General features: G+C 69.6%; 21 protein-coding genes and 2 pseudogenes. 17 read left to right on the forward strand and 6 right to left on the reverse strand.

The features are described 5' to 3' along the window. The coding region (locus VIG79_RS13260) for an MMPL family transporter (protein ID WP_331886354.1) at positions 1-2,174 on the reverse strand (2,174 nt) is incomplete at its 3' end. Between the two features lie 43 nt (positions 2,175-2,217). On the opposite strand from VIG79_RS13260, the gene lipB reads away from it, so the two are divergent. The 7 genes and pseudogenes from lipB (at position 2,218) to VIG79_RS13295 (ending at position 7,147) form a co-directional block, all read left to right on the forward strand. After that, the gene (gene lipB / locus VIG79_RS13265; protein ID WP_331886356.1) at positions 2,218-2,868 is read left to right on the forward strand and encodes a lipoyl(octanoyl) transferase LipB; all 651 of its coding nucleotides are present in this window, start codon (positions 2,218-2,220) and stop codon (positions 2,866-2,868) included. A gap of 33 nt (positions 2,869-2,901) precedes the next feature. Then, positions 2,902-3,330: an SRPBCC family protein gene (locus VIG79_RS13270; RefSeq protein WP_331886358.1), complete on the forward strand. Its 429-nt coding sequence runs from the start codon at positions 2,902-2,904 to the stop codon at positions 3,328-3,330. After that, positions 3,327-3,974, forward strand: coding sequence for a TetR/AcrR family transcriptional regulator (locus VIG79_RS13275; RefSeq protein WP_331886360.1), 648 nt, complete (start codon positions 3,327-3,329; stop codon positions 3,972-3,974). Before VIG79_RS13270 ends, VIG79_RS13275 begins: the two co-directional genes overlap by 4 nt. Continuing rightward, positions 3,971-5,005: a lipoyl synthase gene (lipA, locus tag VIG79_RS13280; protein ID WP_331886362.1), complete on the forward strand. Its 1,035-nt coding sequence runs from the start codon at positions 3,971-3,973 to the stop codon at positions 5,003-5,005. The genes VIG79_RS13275 and lipA overlap by 4 nt, the downstream gene beginning before the upstream one ends. Before the next feature lie 5 nt (positions 5,006-5,010). Next, on the forward strand, positions 5,011-5,742 hold the full coding sequence (locus VIG79_RS13285; protein WP_331886364.1) for a DUF4191 domain-containing protein: 732 nt from the start codon (positions 5,011-5,013) through the stop codon (positions 5,740-5,742). Positions 5,743-5,783: 41 nt separating this feature from the next. Beyond that, a pseudogene (locus VIG79_RS13290) lies at positions 5,784-6,348 on the forward strand (TerC family protein); the annotation flags it as partial. A 157-nt stretch (positions 6,349-6,505) separates the two neighbouring features. Next, positions 6,506-7,147 (forward strand): LysE family translocator, encoded by a 642-nt coding sequence (locus VIG79_RS13295; protein ID WP_331886366.1) that lies wholly within the window; start codon positions 6,506-6,508, stop codon positions 7,145-7,147. 4 nt (positions 7,148-7,151) lie between these two features. Here the strand turns inward: VIG79_RS13295 and VIG79_RS13300 are convergent, their stop codons facing one another. Together VIG79_RS13300 and VIG79_RS13305 are read right to left on the reverse strand one after the other, a co-directional pair. Continuing rightward, positions 7,152-8,042: a hypothetical protein gene (locus VIG79_RS13300; RefSeq protein ID WP_331886368.1), complete on the reverse strand. Its 891-nt coding sequence runs from the start codon at positions 8,040-8,042 to the stop codon at positions 7,152-7,154. 7 nt (positions 8,043-8,049) lie between these two features. Beyond that, positions 8,050-8,517: an RDD family protein gene (locus tag VIG79_RS13305; protein WP_331886370.1), complete on the reverse strand. Its 468-nt coding sequence runs from the start codon at positions 8,515-8,517 to the stop codon at positions 8,050-8,052. A 160-nt stretch (positions 8,518-8,677) separates the two neighbouring features. Between VIG79_RS13305 and glnA the strand changes: the two genes are divergently transcribed. The 3 genes and pseudogenes from glnA (at position 8,678) to VIG79_RS13320 (ending at position 11,004) form a co-directional block, all read left to right on the forward strand. Further along, entirely contained in the window at positions 8,678-10,102 is a 1,425-nt protein-coding gene (gene glnA / locus VIG79_RS13310; protein WP_331886372.1) for a type I glutamate--ammonia ligase, read from the forward strand. A gap of 135 nt (positions 10,103-10,237) precedes the next feature. Continuing rightward, positions 10,238-10,392 (forward strand): annotated as a pseudogene (locus tag VIG79_RS13315) (dihydrofolate reductase); the annotation flags it as partial. Positions 10,393-10,470: 78 nt separating this feature from the next. Then, the gene (locus tag VIG79_RS13320) at positions 10,471-11,004 is read left to right on the forward strand and encodes a hypothetical protein (protein ID WP_331886374.1); all 534 of its coding nucleotides are present in this window, start codon (positions 10,471-10,473) and stop codon (positions 11,002-11,004) included. Between the two features lie 50 nt (positions 11,005-11,054). Here VIG79_RS13320 and VIG79_RS13325 read toward each other — a convergent pair whose 3' ends face one another. Both VIG79_RS13325 and VIG79_RS13330 read right to left on the reverse strand, forming a co-directional pair. Next, positions 11,055-11,804, reverse strand: coding sequence for an SDR family oxidoreductase (locus tag VIG79_RS13325; protein WP_331886376.1), 750 nt, complete (start codon positions 11,802-11,804; stop codon positions 11,055-11,057). A gap of 27 nt (positions 11,805-11,831) precedes the next feature. Then, the gene (locus VIG79_RS13330; RefSeq protein ID WP_331886378.1) at positions 11,832-13,547 is read right to left on the reverse strand and encodes an IlvD/Edd family dehydratase; all 1,716 of its coding nucleotides are present in this window, start codon (positions 13,545-13,547) and stop codon (positions 11,832-11,834) included. A 242-nt stretch (positions 13,548-13,789) separates the two neighbouring features. On the opposite strand from VIG79_RS13330, the gene VIG79_RS13335 reads away from it, so the two are divergent. Beyond that, positions 13,790-14,473, forward strand: a complete 684-nt coding sequence (locus VIG79_RS13335; protein ID WP_331886380.1) for a Type 1 glutamine amidotransferase-like domain-containing protein — start codon at positions 13,790-13,792, stop codon at positions 14,471-14,473. 158 nt (positions 14,474-14,631) lie between these two features. Further along, positions 14,632-15,363: a dihydrofolate reductase family protein gene (locus VIG79_RS13340; protein ID WP_331886382.1), complete on the forward strand. Its 732-nt coding sequence runs from the start codon at positions 14,632-14,634 to the stop codon at positions 15,361-15,363. Between the two features lie 7 nt (positions 15,364-15,370). Here the strand turns inward: VIG79_RS13340 and VIG79_RS13345 are convergent, their stop codons facing one another. Next, on the reverse strand, positions 15,371-15,883 hold the full coding sequence (locus VIG79_RS13345) for a M15 family metallopeptidase (protein WP_331886384.1): 513 nt from the start codon (positions 15,881-15,883) through the stop codon (positions 15,371-15,373). A gap of 186 nt (positions 15,884-16,069) precedes the next feature. Here VIG79_RS13345 and VIG79_RS13350 point away from each other — a divergent pair, with 186 nt between their 5' ends. The 5 genes from VIG79_RS13350 to VIG79_RS13370 all read left to right on the forward strand — a co-directional run. Further along, the gene (locus tag VIG79_RS13350; RefSeq protein ID WP_331886386.1) at positions 16,070-16,765 is read left to right on the forward strand and encodes a response regulator transcription factor; all 696 of its coding nucleotides are present in this window, start codon (positions 16,070-16,072) and stop codon (positions 16,763-16,765) included. Next, positions 16,758-17,897 (forward strand): HAMP domain-containing sensor histidine kinase, encoded by a 1,140-nt coding sequence (locus tag VIG79_RS13355; RefSeq protein ID WP_331886388.1) that lies wholly within the window; start codon positions 16,758-16,760, stop codon positions 17,895-17,897. The genes VIG79_RS13350 and VIG79_RS13355 overlap by 8 nt, the downstream gene beginning before the upstream one ends. 200 nt (positions 17,898-18,097) lie before the next feature. Further along, positions 18,098-18,322, forward strand: coding sequence for a hypothetical protein (locus tag VIG79_RS13360; protein WP_331886390.1), 225 nt, complete (start codon positions 18,098-18,100; stop codon positions 18,320-18,322). A 4-nt stretch (positions 18,323-18,326) separates the two neighbouring features. Next, positions 18,327-18,518 carry a hypothetical protein gene (locus VIG79_RS13365; RefSeq protein ID WP_331886392.1) on the forward strand — a complete coding sequence of 64 codons (192 nt, stop codon included), beginning with the start codon at positions 18,327-18,329 and terminating at the stop codon, positions 18,516-18,518. A gap of 165 nt (positions 18,519-18,683) precedes the next feature. After that, on the forward strand, positions 18,684-19,205 hold a 522-nt coding region (locus tag VIG79_RS13370; RefSeq protein WP_331886394.1), incomplete at its 3' end, for a protease pro-enzyme activation domain-containing protein.

Genomic DNA, 19,205 nt, shown 5'->3' on the forward strand with positions numbered 1-19,205 from the left:
TCGTGGCTCGCGGCCTTCAGCCGCGCCGCCTCGTGCGCCCCGGCTCGACGCAGGCCGAACGGCCACCAGATCTTGTCGCCGAGGTCGTAGGAGACGGCGGGGACGAGCAGGCTCCGCACCACCAGCGTGTCGAGCAGGACGCCGAACGCGACGATGAAGGCGATCTGGGCGAGGAAGAGGATCGGCAGCACCGCGAGGGCTGAGAACGTCGATGCGAGCACGATGCCTGCGCTGGTGATGACTCCACCAGTGACCGCGAGCCCGACGAGGATGCCCGGCCGGGTACCCCGGACCCGGGACTCCTCGCGTACTCGCGTCATGAGGAAGATCGAGTAGTCGATCCCGAGGGCGACGAGGAAGACGAACCCGTAGAGGGGCGTGGACGGGTCGGACCCCGGGAAGTGGAACACGTGGTTGAACACCAGGGCCGAGACCCCGATGGTCGCAGCGAAGGACAGCAGGTTGGCCGCCACGAGGACCAGCGGGGCCGTGATCGAGCGCAGCAGGAGCAGCAGGACCACGAAGATGACGCCGAGGATCGCCGGGATGATGACCTTGAGGTCTCGCTCGCTGGCCTGACGGACGTCCAGGTTGACGGCGGTGCTGCCGCCGACGAGGACCTCGGTGCCGACCTCGTCGAGGCGGGTACGGATCGTCTCGACGGTCGACTCGGCCTCGACGCTGTCGGCCGGCGCCACGAGCGTCGCCTGGACGAGCACCTGGCCGTCGACGACCTTGGGCGGCTGGCCCGGGACCAGCCCGATCTGCGGGCTCTGGACGCCGTCGATGGTGCCGAGCACCTGGACCACCTGGTCGGCCTTGCCCTCGGGCGTGATGATCTGCACCGGCGAGCCCGACCCCGCGGGGAAGTGCTGCGCGAGGACCTCCTGGCCGGTCACCGAGTCGACGGTCGTGAGGAACAGGTCCGACTGCGTGACGCCCTTGGCCTCGAACGTCGGGACGAACGCGGCGCACGCGGCCAGCAGGACGAACGTGACGATCCAGGTCCGCCGAGCGTGGGCGCCGATCATCCCCGCGACGCGGCCCCAGATCCCGCGGCGACCAACGGCGTCCTCCGCGTGCGTGTGGTCGACCTTGGGGATGCCGGGCCAGAAGATCCGTCGTCCGATGAGCAGCAGCACCGCCGGTAGAAAGGTCAGCGAGGCGATGAACGCGCCCGCGATGCCGAACGCGCCCACCGGTCCGAGCCCCTTGGTGTTGCCGAGCTCCGACAGCTGCAGGCAGAGCAGCCCGAGGATCACGGTCGCCGCACTGGCCGCGATCGGCTCGACGGCCGCGCGCCAGGCCGCCCTCATCGCCACCCACGTCGACTCGTTGTCGTGCAGCTCCTCCTTGTACCTCGCGACCAGGAGGAGGGCGTAGTCCGTCGCGGCGCCGACGACGAGGATCGAGAGGATCCCCTGGCTCTGCCCGCTCAGGCTGATCGACCCGTTCTTGGCCAGCGGGTAGATCACCAGCGCCGCGGCGGACAGGCCGAACAGGGCGGTGACCAGCACCGCGATGGGCAGGATCGGGCTGCGGTAGACGATGAGCAGGATGACGAAGACGACGCCGAGGGCGACGAAGAGCAGGATCCCGTCGATGCCGCCGAAGGCGGTGATGAAGTCCGCGAAGAACCCTCCGGGTCCGGTGACGTGGAAGGCCATACCCGACGGGCCCAAGGCCGAGGTACCGGCCGACCGCAGAGCTTCGGCGACGGCATACAGGGCGGACTTGCCCCCGATGGTGTCCTCGGCCTTGTCCGCGACGAACGCGACCGGGATGAGCACGGCCTGCTTGTCCTGGCTCGGGACCACCGTCTGCGGCGGGGTCAGCAGGAACTCGCCCACGGTCCGAGACGGGTCGGCCGCGAAGGTCAGGCTCGGGATCGACGCGACGTAGGCCTGCACTTTCTGCAGGTCGTCGGCGGTCAGCCCGCTGGTCTTCTCCACGACGAGGAGGTAGGGAACCGACTGGGTGTCCGTCGCCTTGAGGACGAACTGGCTGACCGCCGTCGACTCGGCTGACGCGGGAAGGAAGTTGGCGTTGTCGTTGGTCTGCACCTCCGACAGCCGCCCGACGAGCGGGCCGCCGATCCCACCGACGCCCAGCCAGACGAGCACCATGAGCAGAGCGACCCATCGCACGCCCCGGACCCCGGCCCCCCTCGTCATGTGCTCATCATGCTAGGTGTTTCGTCCGGCGTAGCCTCGGGGGATGCAGGTCATCCGTCTCGGGTTCGGTCCCGACTACGTCGACTACCAACGGGCCTGGGACCTCCAGCGCGAGCTCCACGCCAAGGTGGTTGCCGGCGACGAGCCGGACACCGCCCTGCTCCTCGAGCACGCGGCCGTCTACACCGCGGGCAAGCGCACCGAGGCCCACGAGCGGCCGCTCGACGGGACGCCGGTCATCGACGTCGACCGCGGCGGGAAGATCACCTGGCACGGGCCCGGCCAGATCGTGGGGTACCCGATCGTCCGGCTGCCCGAGCCGATCGACGTGGTCGCCCACGTGCGGCGGCTCGAGGACATGATGATCCGGGTCTGCGGAGACTTCGGGGTCGACGCGACCCGGGTCGAGGGACGCAGCGGGACGTGGGTGCTCGCCGACGACGGCGACCCCACTGACCCGGCGGGCCGACCCGACCGGAAGATCGGCGCCATCGGGATCCGGGTCAGCCAGAGCGTGACGATGCACGGGTTCGCCCTGAACTGCGACAACGACCTCGGCTGGGCCGATGTCATCATCCCGTGCGGGATCGTCGGTGCGGGTGTGACGTCGCTGACCAAGGAGCTCGGTCGCGACGTGACGGTGCACGAGGTGCTGCCCCACGTCGAGAAACACCTGGTTCACGTCCTCGGCTGACGCGGCTCGTATGCGACGTGTACCATTTGGTACATGACCATCTCCTCGACCACGGACATCGACGCACCGCCGGAGGCGGTCTGGAAACTCATCTCCGACGTCCGCCACTGGCCCGACCTGCTGCCCGCGACGGTGACGTCCGTGACGCCCCTCGAGCCGGACCGCCCGGAGGAGGTCGGGGCCCGCTACGTCATGGAGCAGCCGAAGATCCCTCGCGCCACCTGGGAGCTGACGGAGTGGGCGCCGAACCGGCAGTTCACCTGGCAGTCCAGGACCTTCGGCGTCACCACCTCCGGGTCGCACGTCGTCGAGCCGCTTCCTGCCGGCGGGAGCCGGGCCACCCTGGCGATCGAGTGGAGCGGCCCCCTCGCCGCGGTGGTGCGCCTCGCGTACGGGAGGCTCACCCAGCGCTACGTCGACATCGAGGGCGGCAACCTCAAGGAGCGGGCCGAAGCCGCGTGAGCACCGCCCGCGACGAGCTGCTCGCCCGCTGCGTCGCGTGGTTCGCCGAGCACGGGGTCGGCGACACCAGCCTGCGCACGCTCGCGACGGAGGTCGGGACCAGCCATCGCATGCTGATCTACCACTTCGGCTCGCGAGAAGGCCTGCTGTCGGCGGTCGTGGAGACCGTCGAGCAGGGCGAGCGGGAGGTTCTCGAGCGCTTCCTGCGCACCGAGGACGACCCGTATGCCGCGGGGCTGGGGTTCTGGGAGCACGTGGCCGACTCCGCGACGACGTTCGCGCCCCTCTACTTCGAGCTGGCCGGCCACGCGATGCAGGGCCGGCCGTGGGCCGCCGGGCTGCGCGACTGGCTCACCGAGGGCTGGACCGAGGCCCTCACGGACCTGTGGACCCGCCTGGGCCGGCCCCGCGCCGAGGCCGTCGAGATGGCCCGCGTCAACCTCGCGGCCGTGCGGGGCCTGCTGTTCGACCTCGCCCTCACCGGCGACCGCGCCGCGGCCGACGCGGGTATGCGGCTGCTCGGCGAGCGGTTCGGCCTCACCCCGGCTCCCTCCTCGGGTGGAGGTATATCCGATGCGCTAGAGCGCTCGGGTATACCTCCACCCGGGCGGGGCCTAGCCCCTGACGTAGCCTTGAGCCCGTGACCATCGCCCCGGAAGGCCGGCGCATGCTGCGCGTGGAAGCGCGTAACGCGCAGACCCCGATCGAGCGCAAGCCGTCGTGGATCCGTACCACCGCGAAGATGGGTCCGGAGTACACGCAGCTCAGCGCGATGGTGAAGTCCGAGGGGTTACACACTGTCTGCCAGGAGGCGGGCTGCCCCAACATCTTCGAATGCTGGGAGGACCGCGAGGCCACTTTCCTCATCGGCGGCGAGCAGTGCACGCGCCGGTGCGACTTCTGCCAGATCGACACCGGCAAGCCGGCCGACCTCGACCGCGACGAGCCTCGGCGGGTCGCCGAGTCGGTGCAGCAGATGGGCCTGCGCTACTCGACCATCACCGGTGTGGCCCGCGACGACCTCGTCGACGGCGGCGCCTGGCTCTACGCGGAGACCATCCGTCAGGTGCACGCCCTGAACCCGGGTACCGGCGTCGAGATCCTCGTCCCCGACTTCAACGCCATCCCCGAGCTGGTCGGCCAGGTCATCGACGCCCGCCCCGAGGTGTGGGCGCACAACGTCGAGACGGTGCCGCGGATCTTCAAGCGGATCCGCCCGGCGTTCCGCTACGAGCGCTCCCTCGACGTCATCACCATGGGCCGCGACGCGGATCTGGTGACGAAGTCCAACCTCATCCTCGGGATGGGCGAGGAGGACCACGAGATCGAGCAGGCCCTCCGCGACCTCCACGAGGCCGGCACCGACATCATCACCATCACCCAGTACCTGCGCCCCTCGCCGCGCCACCACCCCGTCGACCGCTGGGTGAGGCCGGAGGAGTTCGTTCACTGGTCCGAGGTCGCCGACGAGCTCGGGTTCAAGGGCGTCATGGCCGGTCCGCTGGTCCGCTCGTCCTACCGGGCGGGGCGACTGTGGGCCTCCGCGATGAAGCACTGGGGACGCCCGATCCCCGAGCACCTCGCCCACCTCGCGGCCGCGGCGGACTCCCCCGCCCGGCAGGAGGCGGCGACCCTGGTTGCGCGCACCGCAGCCCTCACCGCACGCGTATCCTGAGCCGCATGGCCGCCAAGGAGCGAGGCGCAGCACCGCCCGCGAAGAAGCCCGGACGGATCGCTCAGGTCAAGCAGGTCTTCCTCTCCGCGAAGGCCGTCGACCCGGCCATCGGCTGGTGGATGGCGCTGGCGGCCCTCGGCGTCCTCGTCGTCGCCGCCGTCGTCGGCATCATCTTCAGTGCGCTGATCTATGCGCTCATCATCGGTCTACCGCTGGCCTTCCTGGCCGCGACGATCGTGCTGAGCCGGCGGGCCGAGCGCGCCGCGTACAAGCAGATCGAGGGCCAGCCCGGTGCAGTGGGCGCGGCCCTGCGCTCGATCCGGCGCGGTTGGTACATCGAGGAGACGCCGGTCGCCGCCGACGCCCAGCGGGCCACCGACCTGCAGTCGGCCGCCCTGGTCTACCGCGCGGTCGGCCGGCCCGGCATCGTCCTCATCGGCGAGGGCCCGCCCGGCCGCGCCCAGAAGCTGCTCGCGGCCGAGCGCCGCAAGGTCGAGCGGGTCGCGTCCGGCGTCCCGGTCACCCTGCTCCGGGTGGGCGACGGGGGCACTGAGGACGAGGTCACCATCCGCAAGCTGGCCAACCGGGTCCAGCGAATGAAGCCGGTCCTCACCAAGGACGAGGTCTCCGTCGTCAACAAGCGCCTCAAGTCCATCGGGGGCGTCCGGCCGCCGCTGCCCAAGGGCGTCGACCCGACCAAGGTCCGCATGGACCGCAAGGCGATGCGCGGCCGCTAACTCCTCCTCTCTCGAGAGCCGCGACACCTGGAGATCCCGGGATGACCGTCTCGCCGCTCGTGTGGATGCTGACCATCGTGGCGATCGGCGGCCTGCTGCTCTTCGACTTCTTTGTCCACGTCCGCGAGGCCCCACACGCCGACCCTGCGCGAGGCGGCCAGCTGGTCGGCCCGGTACGTCGGCATCGCGGTGCTTTTCGGCGTGGGCGTTCTCGTGTTCGGCGGTGCCGGAGCCGGATAGGAGTACTTCGCCGGGTACGTCGCCGAGAAGGCCCTCTGGTCGACAACCTCTTCGTCTTCCTCATCATCATGACCAGCTTCCGGGTCCCCCGCGCCGACCAGCAGAAGTCCTGCTCTTCGGGATCGTCTTCTCGCTCATCGCCCGGACCGGCTTCATCCTCGTCGGCGCCGCGCTGATCAACCAGTTCGCCTCGGCGTTCTACCTGTTCGGTCTGGTCCTGCTGCTGACGCGGGGAACATGGTCAAGCCGAAGGGCGAGGACAGCCACTCCGCCGACAACATCATGATCCGGCTGGCCCGCCGGCTGTTCCACACCACCGACACGTACGACGGCGACAAGCTGTTCACCGTCGAGAACGGCCGGCGGGTGACGGCCCTACCCGCGAAGTACCGCCGCCACGTCCGCGAGGAGCAGAAGCTCCTCGACCTCATCGCCCGCGCGCACGCCGTCCACGACGAGCGGGTTCGGGACGCGGGCTGAAACCCGGCTGCCCCCGGCCGCCCCACCCGCATACGATCCGGTCATGCCGAGCCCGTCCACCCTCGCCGCGTTCTCCGTCACGGCGCTGCTGTTCGTCCTCTTCCCCGGCCCGGCCATGCTCTTCCTCGTCGCGCGGGGAGTGGCCGGTGGTCCTCGCGTCGGCGCCCTGTCGGCCCTCGGCGTGGAGACCGCCAACGCGGTCTACGTCGTCGCAACGGCGCTCGGCCTCACCGCCGTCCTCGCCGCGTCCACGACGGCGTTCACGATGGTCCGGTATGCGGGTGCGGCCTACCTGGTGTACCTCGGTGTCCGCACCCTCCGCCAGCGAGGGGACGCTCAGGCGCCGGTGCTGACCGCCGGGTCGCTGACGCCATGGACCAGCTGGCGGCAGGGGTTCCTCGTGGGCATCGGCAACCCCAAGGCGGCGCTGTTCTTCCTCGCGTTCTTCCCGCAGTTCATCCACTCGGAGGCCGGCCCGGCGTGGGCGCAGGTCCTCGTGCTCGGGGCCGTCATCATCGCCATCGGTACGGTGCTCGACGTGTCCTACGGGGTGTTCGGCGGACTCGTCCGGTCACGGATGGCGCGACGCAGCAGCCGCGGAGTACGTCGTGGGCGCATCGCCGTCGGGCTCACCTACATCGGCCTCGGCGGGCTCACCGCCGCCACGGGGCACCGCGCAGCCTGAGCCGTCAGAGCACGGCGGTTCGAGCGGTCGCCAGCTCGTCCCGGACGACCTCGACGAAGCGGTCGACCCGTGCGGGGACGTCGCGCAGGAACAGGTCCGGCTCGATGACCTCGAGCTCGATGAGGACCGGCGCACCCTCCCAGTCGACGAGGTCGACCCGGGCGTACGTGAGCCGGCCGGGGGCGGCGGCCATGGCCGCCAACGCGACCTGGAGCTCCGCCGAGTCCGGCTCGTGGTCGACCTCGCGTCCGCCGAGGTGCCGCTGCGACCGGTAGTCCCCGGCCTTCGGCACCTTGCGGACCGCGTGCGAGAACCGGCCGCCGAGGAACACCAGTGAGCGCTCGCCATCGACGATGGTCGGGACGAAGGGCTGGACGACGACGTCGCCGTGGTCGGTGAGCCGCTCGGCGACCCGGCTGAGCGACGGGTCGTCGCGCAGACCACGCCAGGCGTGCCGCGCTCCGCCGTCGATCGCCGGCTTGACGACGATCTCCTCCCAGGGCATCTCACGGATCTGGTCGGCGACATCGGTGGAGGGGCCCGGGACGAGGCGGGTCGGGACGGTCGGCACGCTCTTCGCGGTGAACTCGGCGAGGTAGCCCTTGTGCGAGTTCCACCGCAGCACGTCGGCCGGGTTGACGAGCACGGACTCCCGCTCGACCCGCGCGGCCCAGTCGAGGAAGTCGTTCACCCGGTCGAAGTAGTCCCAGGGGGTTCGAACGACGACGAGCCCGTATGCGCCCCAGTCGCGGTCCTCGTCCCAGGACACCACGTCGGTCGAGACTCCGGCGGCGCGCAGCGCGTCCGCGGCGACGTGCACCTCGGGCTCCTGGTAGCGCTCGTCGGCACAGGTCACGAGCGCCACCTCGGCGGCGCGCTCGTCCGGCGCGGTCACCGGTGTGTCACCGGCGGACGAGGACGGTCTGGGCGGCCTTGTCGTGCAGCCCGCGCTGGTCGCGGTCCCAGATCAGGGCCGGGATGGCGAGGCAGAGCAGGACGGTCCGGGAGAGGACCTGGAGGACGGTGGCGCTGCCACCGCTCAGCGACAGCAGCCGGAGGCCGAGGAGCCGCTGCCCGAACGTCGACCCGAGGGTCGAGAGCAGCAGGAGGTTCTCGACGCCGAAGATGACCAGCGGCCACCACGACCCCGAGCTGCCCTCACCGAGCCGGACCCCCAACCACGCGTACGCGATCAGCTGGCACAGCGTCCAGTCGATGATGATCGCCACCAGCCGACGGCCGAACCGGGCGACCGAACCCGGGCCGCGCTGTGGCATACCGAGCCGTCGTCCGGGATAGTCGGCGTCGGCGTCGGGCCGCTGGGCGTTCGGACCCTCCAGCCAGGAGGCGACGTCCTTGCGGTCCACCACGCGGGCGCCTCCTGCCAATCTTCGTAACTCGTGCGAAACATTGGGGTCACGGGCGGGAAATGCCCTCCACCTAGTCTCTCATCCGGACAGCACGAGCGGTCGGGAGCCACCTGCCCCTACCCCACGACGCCCACTGCGGTCCCCCACTACAGGAGGTTGGATGTTCAGCAAGCCTGAGGAAGTCCTCGCGTTCATCGAGAAGGAGGACGTGAAGTTCGTCGACATCCGGTTCTGCGACCTGCCCGGTGTCATGCAGCACTTCAACGTCCCCGCGAAGAGCGTCGACATCGACTTCTTCACCAACGGACAAGCGTTCGACGGCTCGTCGATCCGCGGGTTCCAGGCCATCCACGAGTCCGACATGAAGCTCATCCCGGACATCCGGAGCGCCTACCTCGACCCGTTCCGGGTGCAGAAGACCCTCATCATCAACTTCTCAATCGTCGACCCGTTCACCGACGAGCCCTACAGCCGCGACCCGCGCAACATCGCGGCCAAGGCCGAGGCCTACCTCAAGTCGACCGGGATCGCCGACACCGCCTACTTCGGCGCCGAGGCGGAGTTCTACATCTTCGACGACGTCCGGTTCGAGACCAAGGCCAACGCCAGCTACTACTACATCGACTCCATCGAGGCGGCCTGGAACACCGGCCGCGCCGAGGAGGGCGGCAACCGCGGGTACAAGACGCGCTACAAGGGCGGCTACTTCCCCGTCCCGCCGGTCGACCACTTCGCGGACGCCCGTGACCAGATCTGTCTGGGCCTGGCCGATGTCGGCCTCAACGTGGAGCGGTCGCACCACGAGGTCGGCACCGCCGGCCAGCAGGAGATCAACTACCAGTTCAACACGCTGCTCCAGTCCGGCGACGACATGATGAAGTTCAAGTACGTCGTCAAGAACACTGCGTGGGCCCTGGGCAAGACGGCGACGTTCATGCCCAAGCCGATCTTCGGAGACAACGGCTCGGGTATGCATACGCACCAGTCGCTCTGGAAGGACGGCGAGCCGCTGTTCTACGACGAGAGCGGGTACGGCGGCCTCTCGGACATCGCTCGCTGGTACGTCGGCGGCCTGCTCAAGCACGCGCCGTCGCTCCTGGCGTTCACCAACCCGACGGTCAACTCCTACCACCGGCTCGTGCCGGGATACGAGGCGCCCGTGAACCTCGTCTACTCGGCCCGCAACCGGTCCGCGTGCGTCCGCATCCCGATCGCGGGGACGTCGCCGAAGGCCAAGCGCATCGAGTTCCGGATCCCGGACCCGTCGGCGAACCCGTACCTGTCGTTCGCCGCGCAGCTGATGGCCGGCCTCGACGGGATCAAGAACCGGATCGAGCCGCCGGAGCCGGTGGACAAGGACCTCTACGAGCTGCCGCCGGAGGAGCACGCGAACATCGCGCAGGTCCCCGGCTCGCTCCCCGCCGTCCTCGACGCGCTCGAGGCCGACCACGAGTACCTGCTCGCCGGCGACGTCTTCACCCCGGACCTCATCGAGACGTGGATCGACTACAAGCGCACCAACGAGGTGGACCCGATCCGGTTCCGCCCGCACCCGCACGAGTTCGAGATGTACTTCGACATCTAGGACGTTTGCCCAGGTCAGAGGCCTAAAGGCCGTGTCGCTGGACCAGCCTCATACCGCCGGTGACGGTCTTGACAGCCTGACCCGACCCTCCCAAGGGGCCTTCACGAGCTCGCCGCGTGCAGCCGTGAAGGCCTCCTGGTCGACGAGGTGCGCATGGACGTCCTACCCGTCGTGTTCGCGTCCCACAAGCCCTACTACTTCGGTGCGGTCCCCGCACAGCACCTGTTGGAGGATCCCGACGTGGATTCAGCGCAACCGGGGTGCTTCACCTGCGCTATCGGGTGTGCCGGCTTGACGTCCTTGACGCCCCGTCCGGTACTGCCGGGCTGACCCGGAGCGATGCTCCTTGTTGCCACTACCCTCCAGGAATGGACAGGGCAGCGTCGGGGACGGTGCTTCTGGCCGCACTCCTGTTAGCGGGTTGTAGCTCCAGCGGCACGACAGGAGAGGCCGCCGCTCCCAGCTCGGCGACGAGCTCGGTGACCAGCTCGACGCCGCCAGCCGCATTGACGTGTAGCGACGCGGCGTTCCCGCTGGTCCGGGCGGTCGAAGAGGGGATCACCGTGTCAGGCGGGGGTTCCCTGACGGACGCCAAGGTCGTCACCGTCCCTCCGGACCAGCGAAGTACTACCGGCTGGCCGGTGGCGATTCTCGCCGCCAACGTCGCTGCCAAGGATGGGAGCGGGCCGAAGGCTTTGGGCTCCTGGGCGATTGGCGAGGCTCCCAGCTACTCGCCGAGAGTCGCCCTGAACCCTGGAGCTCAGGATCTGACGAGCTGGGGGTCCGCCGTCACTCCCGGCTCCAAGGCCGCCGTCACTCCCGGCTCCAAGGCCACCGAGGCCCGGGACCACGTCGCCGGGCTGGACGCGACGAAGACCGCCGAGAAGTGCGTTTCCGGCTAACCGTCGACCTCCTCGGTTGGGATGCCATCGATGGGCTACGAGGCAACAGGTCATCGGGGGAGCCTGAGCCCGCTCATGCCTCCATCGACAGACAAGATGGTTCCGGTGGTCGACGCCGACATGGGGCTGGCCAGGTAGGCGATGGCGTAGGCGACCTCGTCCGCGGTGACCAGGCGGCCCATCGGTTGCCGGGCCCGCAGGGCTTCGGCGGCCGCGGCAGCGTCGCCGGACTGTTCGAGGAGTCGTTCGACCCACGGGGTGTCCGCCGTCCCTGGAGTGACCGCGTTGACGCGGACTCCGTCGGCGACATGGTCGGCGGCCATGGCCAGAGTGAGCGCAGCGACGGCACCCTTGCTGGCCGCATACACGGCTCGCTGCGGGACGCCCACGGTGGCGACGACGGAGCAGGTGTTGACGATCGCCGCGTGGGGCGACTCGCGCAGGTGAGGCATGGCCGCTCTCGTGACACGAGCGATGCCCACGACGTTGACGTCGAGCACCCGATGCCACTCGTCGTCGCCGTTCTCCGTCACGTCGCCGACGGCCCCGATCCCGGCGTTGTTCACGAGGATGTCGATCCCGCCGAGACGCGAGACGACGTCGGAGATCGCTGCGTCCACCGCTGCAGTCGACGTGACGTCGCAGGGTACGGCGGCGAACGCCCTCGCATCGACCTCGGCGACCTCGCGGTCGAGGACGGCGACCCGCGCTCCTCGTTCGACGAGGAGCCTTGCCGTGGCGGCTCCGATGCCACTGGCGCCGCCAGTGACCACCGCTACCAGGTCCGTGAAATCGCTCATGTCCACCTCGGTTCCGCCGGTGCCTTGCTAGTGAGACTCACGGGAGACCTCGTCGCCACTGGAGCCGACCAGGAAGTCCAGGTCTGCACCGGTATCGGCCTGCATGACGTGCCGGACATAGAGCTGTTCCCAGCCACGTCGGGGTGCGGCGAAACCCGCCACGGTGGTGGCGTTGGGCGCTCTGGCCGCGAACTCGGCCGGCGGGACGTCGATGTCGAGCCGCCGGTTGGGCACGTCGAGGACGACGTAGTCGCCGGTTCGCACCAGGGCCAGGGGGCCACCCGCCGCGGCCTCGGGAGCGACGTGCAGGACGACGGTGCCGTAGGCGGTGCCACTCATGCGGCCGTCACAGATCCGAACCATGTCGCGCACCCCTTGCTGCAGCAGCTTGGTCGGCAGAGGCATATTCGCCACCTCGGGCATGCCCGGGTACCCCTTCGGACCGCACCCTCGCAGGACCAGCACCGACCGGGCGTCGACGTCGAGGTCGGGGTCGTCGATACGGGCATGCAGGTCCTCGACGGTGTCGAAGACCACCGCCCGGCCGCGGTGGGTGAGCAGCTCGGGCGAGGCGGCAGCCGGCTTGATCACGGCACCGTCCGGAGCGAGGTCGCCGTGGAGGACGGCGATGCCGGCATCGGACAGCAACGGTGAGTCGCGCTTCCGGATGACCTCCGGGTCCCAGATCGGCGCGTCGTCCAGGTAGGAGACCAGGGGTCGGCCGGTCACGGTGAGGGCGTCCGGGTCGAGCAGGTCGGAGACCTCCCGCAGCACAGCGAGCAACCCACCGGCCCGGTGGAAGTCCTCCATGAGGAACCGGCCGGCCGGCTGGAGGTCGACGAGCAGCGGGACGCCCGATCCGGTGACGTCGAAGTCGTCCAGCGTCAACGGGACGCCGAGTCGCCCGGCGATAGCCAGGAGGTGGACGACAGCGTTGGTGGACCCCCCGATCGCGGCCAGCGCCACGATCGCGTTGTGGAACGAACCCTTCGTCAGGAAGGTGCTCGGGCGCCGTTGTTCATTGACGAGGTCGACGACGAGGCGTCCGGTCTCGTGCGACCCTTCGATGAGTCGGCTGTCGGGCGCCGGGGTGCCGGCCAGGCCGGGCAGCACGGTCCCCAGCGCCTCGGCGACCAGGCCCATCGTCGACGCCGTCCCCATCGTGTTGCAGTGGCCCTTGCTGCGGATCATGGAGGACTCCGACCTCAGGAACTGCTCGTTCGAGAGCTCCCCGCCGCGGACCTCCTCCGAGAGCTTCCACACGTCGGTGCCGCAGCCGAGCGGTACCCCACGGAAGGTGCCGGTGAGCATCGGCCCACCGGGGATGACGACCGCGGGCAGGTCCACGGACGCCGCCGCCATGAGCAGAGCCGGGATGGTCTTGTCGCAGCCCCCCAGGAGGACCACACCGTCGATCGGGTTCGCCCGCAGCAGCTCCTCCGTCGCCATGGCGGCCATGTTGCGCCACAGCATCGCGGTCGGCCGGACCAGCGTCTCCCCCAACGAGACCACCGGAAGGTTCAACGGGATACCGCCCGCCTCATAAACGCCCTGCTTGACGCTCTCGGCGATCTCGTTGAGATGCATGTTGCACGGGGTCAGGTCCGACGCCGTGTTGGCGATAGCGATGTGCGGACGTCCGTCGAACGCATGGCTCGGAAGCCCCCGCCGCATCCAGGCCCGGTGGATGTAGGCGTTGCGGTCGGAGCCGCCGTACCACTGTGAGCTTCGGTGCTGGGCCATCGGTCCGCTCCCCTCCGTTTCGTCGACGATCGTTGTCGTCTCGAGCCGACGGAGACGACGCCGATAGATTCCCACGAGAATGCTGAACCGTCGACGTCTCGGAGCGAGCCCAGGTCTCACCGACCAGAGGCACATGGCGACCTGAGAAAAGTTCATCAGAGTTTGCCGAAGCCGCGGTGAGTTCCGGCAGGCTCCCGGGTCCTGTATGACGTCCACCGTTCGCAGACGACTTCGGAGGTGCCATGAGGCTCTTGCTCACGTCCGGCGGTGTCACCAACCCGAGCATCCAGTCGGCGCTCGTGCAGCTCCTCGGCAGACCGGTCGCCGAGTGCCACGCCCTGGTCGTGCCGACCGCCCAGTGGGGCCACCCACGGTGCGGGCCGGCCTCGGTGCGAGGGCTGGTAGCCGCCGAGCCCGACTTCCGGCACTTCTCCGGCTTCGGCTGGGCGTCCCTTGGCGTCCTCGAGCTCACCGCGCTGCCAACGATCGGCGTGGACCGATGGGTCCCGTGGGTCCGGGAGGCCGACGTACTTCTGGTCGATGGCGGCGACGCGACCTACCTGTGTCACTGGATGCGGGAGTCCGGGCTGGCCGACCTGCTGCCTTCGCTCCCCGAGATGGTCTGGGTGGGAGTCAGTGCCGGAAGCATGGTGATGACGCCTCGCATCGGGGCGTCCTTCGTCGCGTGGCCGTCAGCGCCGGACGACCGCACTCTGGGGATCGTCGACTTCTCCATCTTCCCGCACCTGGACGCCTTCCCGAGCAACACCATGGCGGACGCCGAACGGTGGGCCGCCGACATCGGTGCCCCGGCGTACGCCATCGACGAACAGACGGCCATCACCGTCGTGGACGGATCCGTCCAGGTGATCTCCGAAGGCCGCTGGAAGGAGTTCCAGCCGTCGCCATCCCAAGGGCGCGACTGACCGTCGCCGCGGTGACCGAGTGCCCACACTGACCCTCTGTGACATGAGACAAGCAGGTGTCTGGGTCGCCGATCCGCCGGCGACTCGACCCGTGCGGCGCCGCCGCGGACGTTCGATCTACCAGACCGTCTGTCCGACCCCCTGAATAGCGTCGCGGCATGGATGGTGAGCTCCCCCAGGTCGTGCTGACCACGACGGCGAGCGTCGACGGCCGCGTGACCCTGGGGTCACACCAGCGCCTCATCGACCCACCGAACAGGGAGCGCTGGGGGTCGATGTCGGCGGGTGACCCCTTTCCCGGACGACCCGCCGACATCGACGCCACCGTGGTCCTCGAAGGCAGCGGGTCGTTCGTCGACATCGACGATCAAGCCCCCCAATGGCCGGCCCCGACGACACCCGAGCACGAGCTGTGGCAGGACCATCTCCCCCGCACGGCCCCGAAGTGGTTCGTGGTGGCCGACTCTCGCGGACGGGTCGACTGGACCTACACCGGCGACGAGACGACGATCCTGCACGTCCTCGTGTGCGGCTCCACTCCCGGTGGATATCTCCAGCGCCTGCGTGACCTCGGCGTCGGCTACTTCGTAGTGGGCGACCGTCAGGTCGACCTGCGCTTGGCGCTGGTCCGCCTACGCCAGGTCCTGAGAGCCGACCGAGTGATCATCGACTCCGGAGGCACGTTGAACGCTGCCGTCCTGCGACGGGGCCTCGTCGACATCGTGGACGTCGTCACCCTGCCGGGTCTGGTCGGAGGGTCGGGCACGCCCTCGATCATGGACGGGCCGCCCGCGCGCAGCGACGCGTGGCCGATTCGGCTGGTGCTTATCGACAGCCGGGTCGCCCACGGCGCCGTGCGAAGTCGGTACCGAGTCCTCAAACCGCAGTGAGCGATCGTCACGGCTGCATCCTCGGGTCATGGGTGGGGTCGGCATACATCGGCGGGCAACGCCCCTCCCTCGCTGCGGGGCGCAGCTCGTAGTGCCACGGTTCGTTGACGTAGATCTGGCACAGTCCCAGCGTCGCGCCGTGTCTGGACAGCCACGCCGTTGCCTCGTCCTTGCCGATGTCGACCGCCTCGCCGGACACGTGGGGGGACGTGTCGGCAGTGGCGACCCACCGGGCGGCTGCTGACTCCGAGCCGTACGTCGAGACCGCCTCGCTCAACAGCTCGTTCTGGTACCCCCGTGAGCGCCAGCCGCTGTTGACGTAGATCGTGACCCCGTCATCGGCGGCCGCCGTCGCCGCGTCGCGCAGGGCCCGGAGCAGATCAGGGTCGAGTTCGGCCACGCCGGGGTACCGGTCGTCGAAGACGGTGACGCCGTCCGGGAGGACGCCGTCCGCCGCGTCGACGGCACCGTCGACGGCACCGTCGACGAATTGGGGCGCCGAGGCCCCTGACTGATGCACCAGGGTTCCGATGACGGCGGTCGCGACGACCAACAGGGCGAGAACCGCAGACCTCAGCCTTCGACGCGACCTTGTCCGTGTCTCTCCCCGCTGGGTCATACGGCCAGTCAATGGACGGCGGCGTTGCCACGCCGTATGCGGTTTTCGGTACGCCGGCGATATGGCCGGGCTCGTAGCATCGCGGGCATGCGTGTGCTGGTCGTCGAGGACGAGCCCTACATGGCGGAGGCCATCCGCGACGGGCTGCGGCTGGAGGCGATCGCGGCCGACATCGCCGGTGACGGCGACACCGCCTTGGAGCTGCTGGGCGTCAACGCCTACGACATCGCCGTCCTCGACCGAGACATACCCGGGCCCTCCGGCGACGAGATCGCCGCCGGCATCGTCGCCTCCAGGAGCGGTATGCCGATCCTCATGCTCACCGCTGCCGACCGGCTCGACGAGAAGGCCTCCGGGTTCGAGCTCGGGGCCGACGACTACCTCACCAAGCCGTTCGAGCTGCAGGAGCTCGTGCTGCGGCTCCGAGCACTCGACCGCCGACGAGGCAACAACCGGCCGCCGATCCGCGAGCTGGCCGGTCTACGCCTGGACCCGTTCCGCCGCGAGGTCTTCCGCGACGGGCGATACGTCCCGCTGACCCGCAAGCAGTTCGCCGTGCTCGAGATTCTCGTCGCCGCGGAGGGCGGTGTCATCAGCGCCGAAGAGCTGCTCGAACGCGCGTGGGACCAGAACGCCGACCCGTTCACCAACGCCGTGCGCATCACCGTCTCGGCCCTGCGCAAACGCCTCGGCACACCCTGGCTGATCGCCACCGTGCCCGGGGTCGGATACCGCATCGACGCTGGGGCGAGCTTCGCGTCGGGGGTAGACGTCCATGGATAGAGCGCCTGGTCTGAGCGTTCGCCTCAAGCTCACCCTCAGCTACGCCGGCTTCCTGATGGTGGCCGAGTTCGTGCTGCTCGCGGCCGTGTGGGTGTTCCTGTTGCGCTACGTGCCGAACGAGTCGCAGCTCCCCGATCCAGCGCGGATCGGCGTTCTCCTCGCGGGACCCACTCGGGACGACCTCGTGCGTGCCTTCGTCCCCAAGGCGGCCTGGGCCTTGGTGTTCCTGCTGGCGTTCGGCCTCCTGGGAGGGTGGCTTCTCGCCGGCCGCATGCTCGCCCCGCTCTCGCGGATCACCAACGCCACGCGCCGGGCGGCGAGGGGCTCGCTGTCGCACCGGATCGAGCTGGAGGGGCGCGGGGACGAGTTCCGCGAGCTGGCCGACACCTTCGACGCCATGCTCGCGCGGCTCGAGACGCAGGTCGCCGAACAGCAGAGGTTCGCCGCCAACGCCTCCCACGAGCTGCGCACCCCACTGGCCATCACGCAGACCCTCCTGGACGTCGCCCGCAACGATCCGCACCGCGACAGCCGCGAGCTCGACGAGCGCCTGCGCGCCGTGAACGGCCGAGCGATCGCCCTCACCGAGGCGTTGCTCCTGCTCAGCCGCAGCGACCAACGCTCCTTCACGCCCGAACCGGTCGACCTGTCGCTCCTCGCGGAACAAGCCACCGAAACGCTCCTGCCCTTCGCCGAGCGGCACGGCGTCACCATCAGCACCTCCGGAGACATCACTCCGACCCTCGGTTCGAACGCCCTGTTGCTCCAGCTGACGACGAACCTCGTGCACAACGCGATCGTGCACAACCTTCAGGAACACGGCACCGTCCAGGTCCACACCTCACTCCGCCCCGAGTTTGTGCTGCTCACGGTCGAGAACTCCGGCGACCGACTCACTCCCCAGCTGGTCTCGACCCTCACCGAGCCGTTCCAGCGCGGCACCGAACGCATCCGCGGAGACCATGAGGGTGCCGGCCTCGGCCTCGCCATCGTCAAGAGCATTACCACCGCACACGACGGAACACTCACCCTGAGCCCGCGGACGGCCGGGGGTCTCAGCGCCCAGGTCCGGCTGCCGGTAGCCCCGATGCCGGGCCCCGGCGTCGGCCCCGACAGGGACCCCCACCGCTAGGTCGGACGGGCTGAGTACGCGGCGCCCGACGCGAGCTCGAGTGGAGGGAAGCTGACGTGATAGCAGCCATGGCGCTCCACCCCACCTCCCAGACTTCCCAGAACTCCCCCAGCCGGCTCGACTTGCGCACCACGCCCGGTCCCGCCACGGTGGGGTGGGGAAGCAACCACCTCTCGGGGGTACACGAGAGGAGCCACACCGTGTCCATCGATACGCCCGTCCTGACCGACGACGCTCTGCTCGGCGAGCTGCGCGAAGAGTGCGCCCGCTGGTCGACCCGGGACGAGCTCGAGGCCGGGTTCGCGCGCCTGTTCGCGCTGCGCGAGGAGGCTCTGAGTCGGGGCCTCCCGCTGCCGATGTTGTGCCCGATGCACGACGCGGACGACTGGCCGACGCCCGTCCGACCGATCCCGACGACTCGATAGTTCCATGTCCCACCCCGACGCCAGCAGCCTCTCCGTCTCGACGCATCTACGCCCGGACGGCACGGTCTTCCCGCCGGTCACTCCTGAGCCACCCGCCCCACCGGGGTACGTCTCTCCGCTGGACGACGCGCCCTACCTCGACGACCTGGGCGCGGCTCCGCACGCTGACGAAGCGGACCGGCGGGCCCCAGGCTGAGCGTCGCCTGTCAAGAACGTGGCAAGACGCTGAGAGACCTGGGATGTCCGATTTCCCGTCCTAACGTGTCGGACGCCGCCATCCCGTGCGACTCGCCCGGAACCGGAGGTCACCCTCTTGGGGGGTGCATGAAAGTCCAGATTCTTCAGCGATAGAAGGACGAATATGCACATCTCGCAATCCCGACGTGCCATGGTGCTCGTCACCTCGGCCGCCGTCGCGGCCGGCATCGGACTCGGTGTCGCCCCCGCCGCGCAGGCGGCGAGCGGCAAGGTCACCATCGACAACACCCTGCCTCGATGGCTCGGCCACGCCTCCAAGAGCGCAGTCACGCCCTTCACGGCGACCACGCAGACCGTCCGGGTTTACCTCACCCCCAACGGCGGGGCCGACGCCCTCAACGCGGCCGTCGCCGCGGTGTCGGACCCCTCCTCGGCGCAGTACCGGCAGTTCCTCACCACCGCCCAGTACGACGCGAAGTACGCGCCCACCCAGGCACAGGTCGACCAGGTCAGTGGCTACCTCTCCGGAACCGGCCTCACGGTCACCGGCGTCGAGGCGCACCACCGCTACGTCGAGGCCAGCGGTTCGGCCGGCCAGCTCGGTGCCGCGTTCGGCGTCCAGCTCGGCACGTTCACCCACGACGGCCAGACGGTGACCGCCCCGAGCTCCGCGGCCGCCGTCCCG

This window comes from Lapillicoccus sp. (genome assembly GCF_036559105.1).
Taxonomy (GTDB): Bacteria; Actinomycetota; Actinomycetes; order Actinomycetales; family Dermatophilaceae; genus Lapillicoccus.

Coding starts and splice junctions, on each gene's coding strand:
- lipB (WP_331886356.1), top strand. CDS start 2,218: ATGCAGGTCATCCGTCTCGGGTTCGGTCCCGACTACGTCGACTACCAA.
- VIG79_RS13270 (WP_331886358.1), top strand. CDS start 2,902: ATGACCATCTCCTCGACCACGGACATCGACGCACCGCCGGAGGCGGTC.
- VIG79_RS13285 (WP_331886364.1), top strand. CDS start 5,011: ATGGCCGCCAAGGAGCGAGGCGCAGCACCGCCCGCGAAGAAGCCCGGA.
- VIG79_RS13295 (WP_331886366.1), top strand. CDS start 6,506: ATGCCGAGCCCGTCCACCCTCGCCGCGTTCTCCGTCACGGCGCTGCTG.
- glnA (WP_331886372.1), top strand. CDS start 8,678: ATGTTCAGCAAGCCTGAGGAAGTCCTCGCGTTCATCGAGAAGGAGGAC.
- VIG79_RS13320 (WP_331886374.1), top strand. CDS start 10,471: ATGGACAGGGCAGCGTCGGGGACGGTGCTTCTGGCCGCACTCCTGTTA.
- VIG79_RS13325 (WP_331886376.1), bottom strand. CDS start 11,804: ATGAGCGATTTCACGGACCTGGTAGCGGTGGTCACTGGCGGCGCCAGT.
- VIG79_RS13330 (WP_331886378.1), bottom strand. CDS start 13,547: ATGGCCCAGCACCGAAGCTCACAGTGGTACGGCGGCTCCGACCGCAAC.
- VIG79_RS13335 (WP_331886380.1), top strand. CDS start 13,790: ATGAGGCTCTTGCTCACGTCCGGCGGTGTCACCAACCCGAGCATCCAG.
- VIG79_RS13340 (WP_331886382.1), top strand. CDS start 14,632: ATGGATGGTGAGCTCCCCCAGGTCGTGCTGACCACGACGGCGAGCGTC.
- VIG79_RS13350 (WP_331886386.1), top strand. CDS start 16,070: ATGCGTGTGCTGGTCGTCGAGGACGAGCCCTACATGGCGGAGGCCATC.
- VIG79_RS13355 (WP_331886388.1), top strand. CDS start 16,758: ATGGATAGAGCGCCTGGTCTGAGCGTTCGCCTCAAGCTCACCCTCAGC.
- VIG79_RS13365 (WP_331886392.1), top strand. CDS start 18,327: ATGTCCCACCCCGACGCCAGCAGCCTCTCCGTCTCGACGCATCTACGC.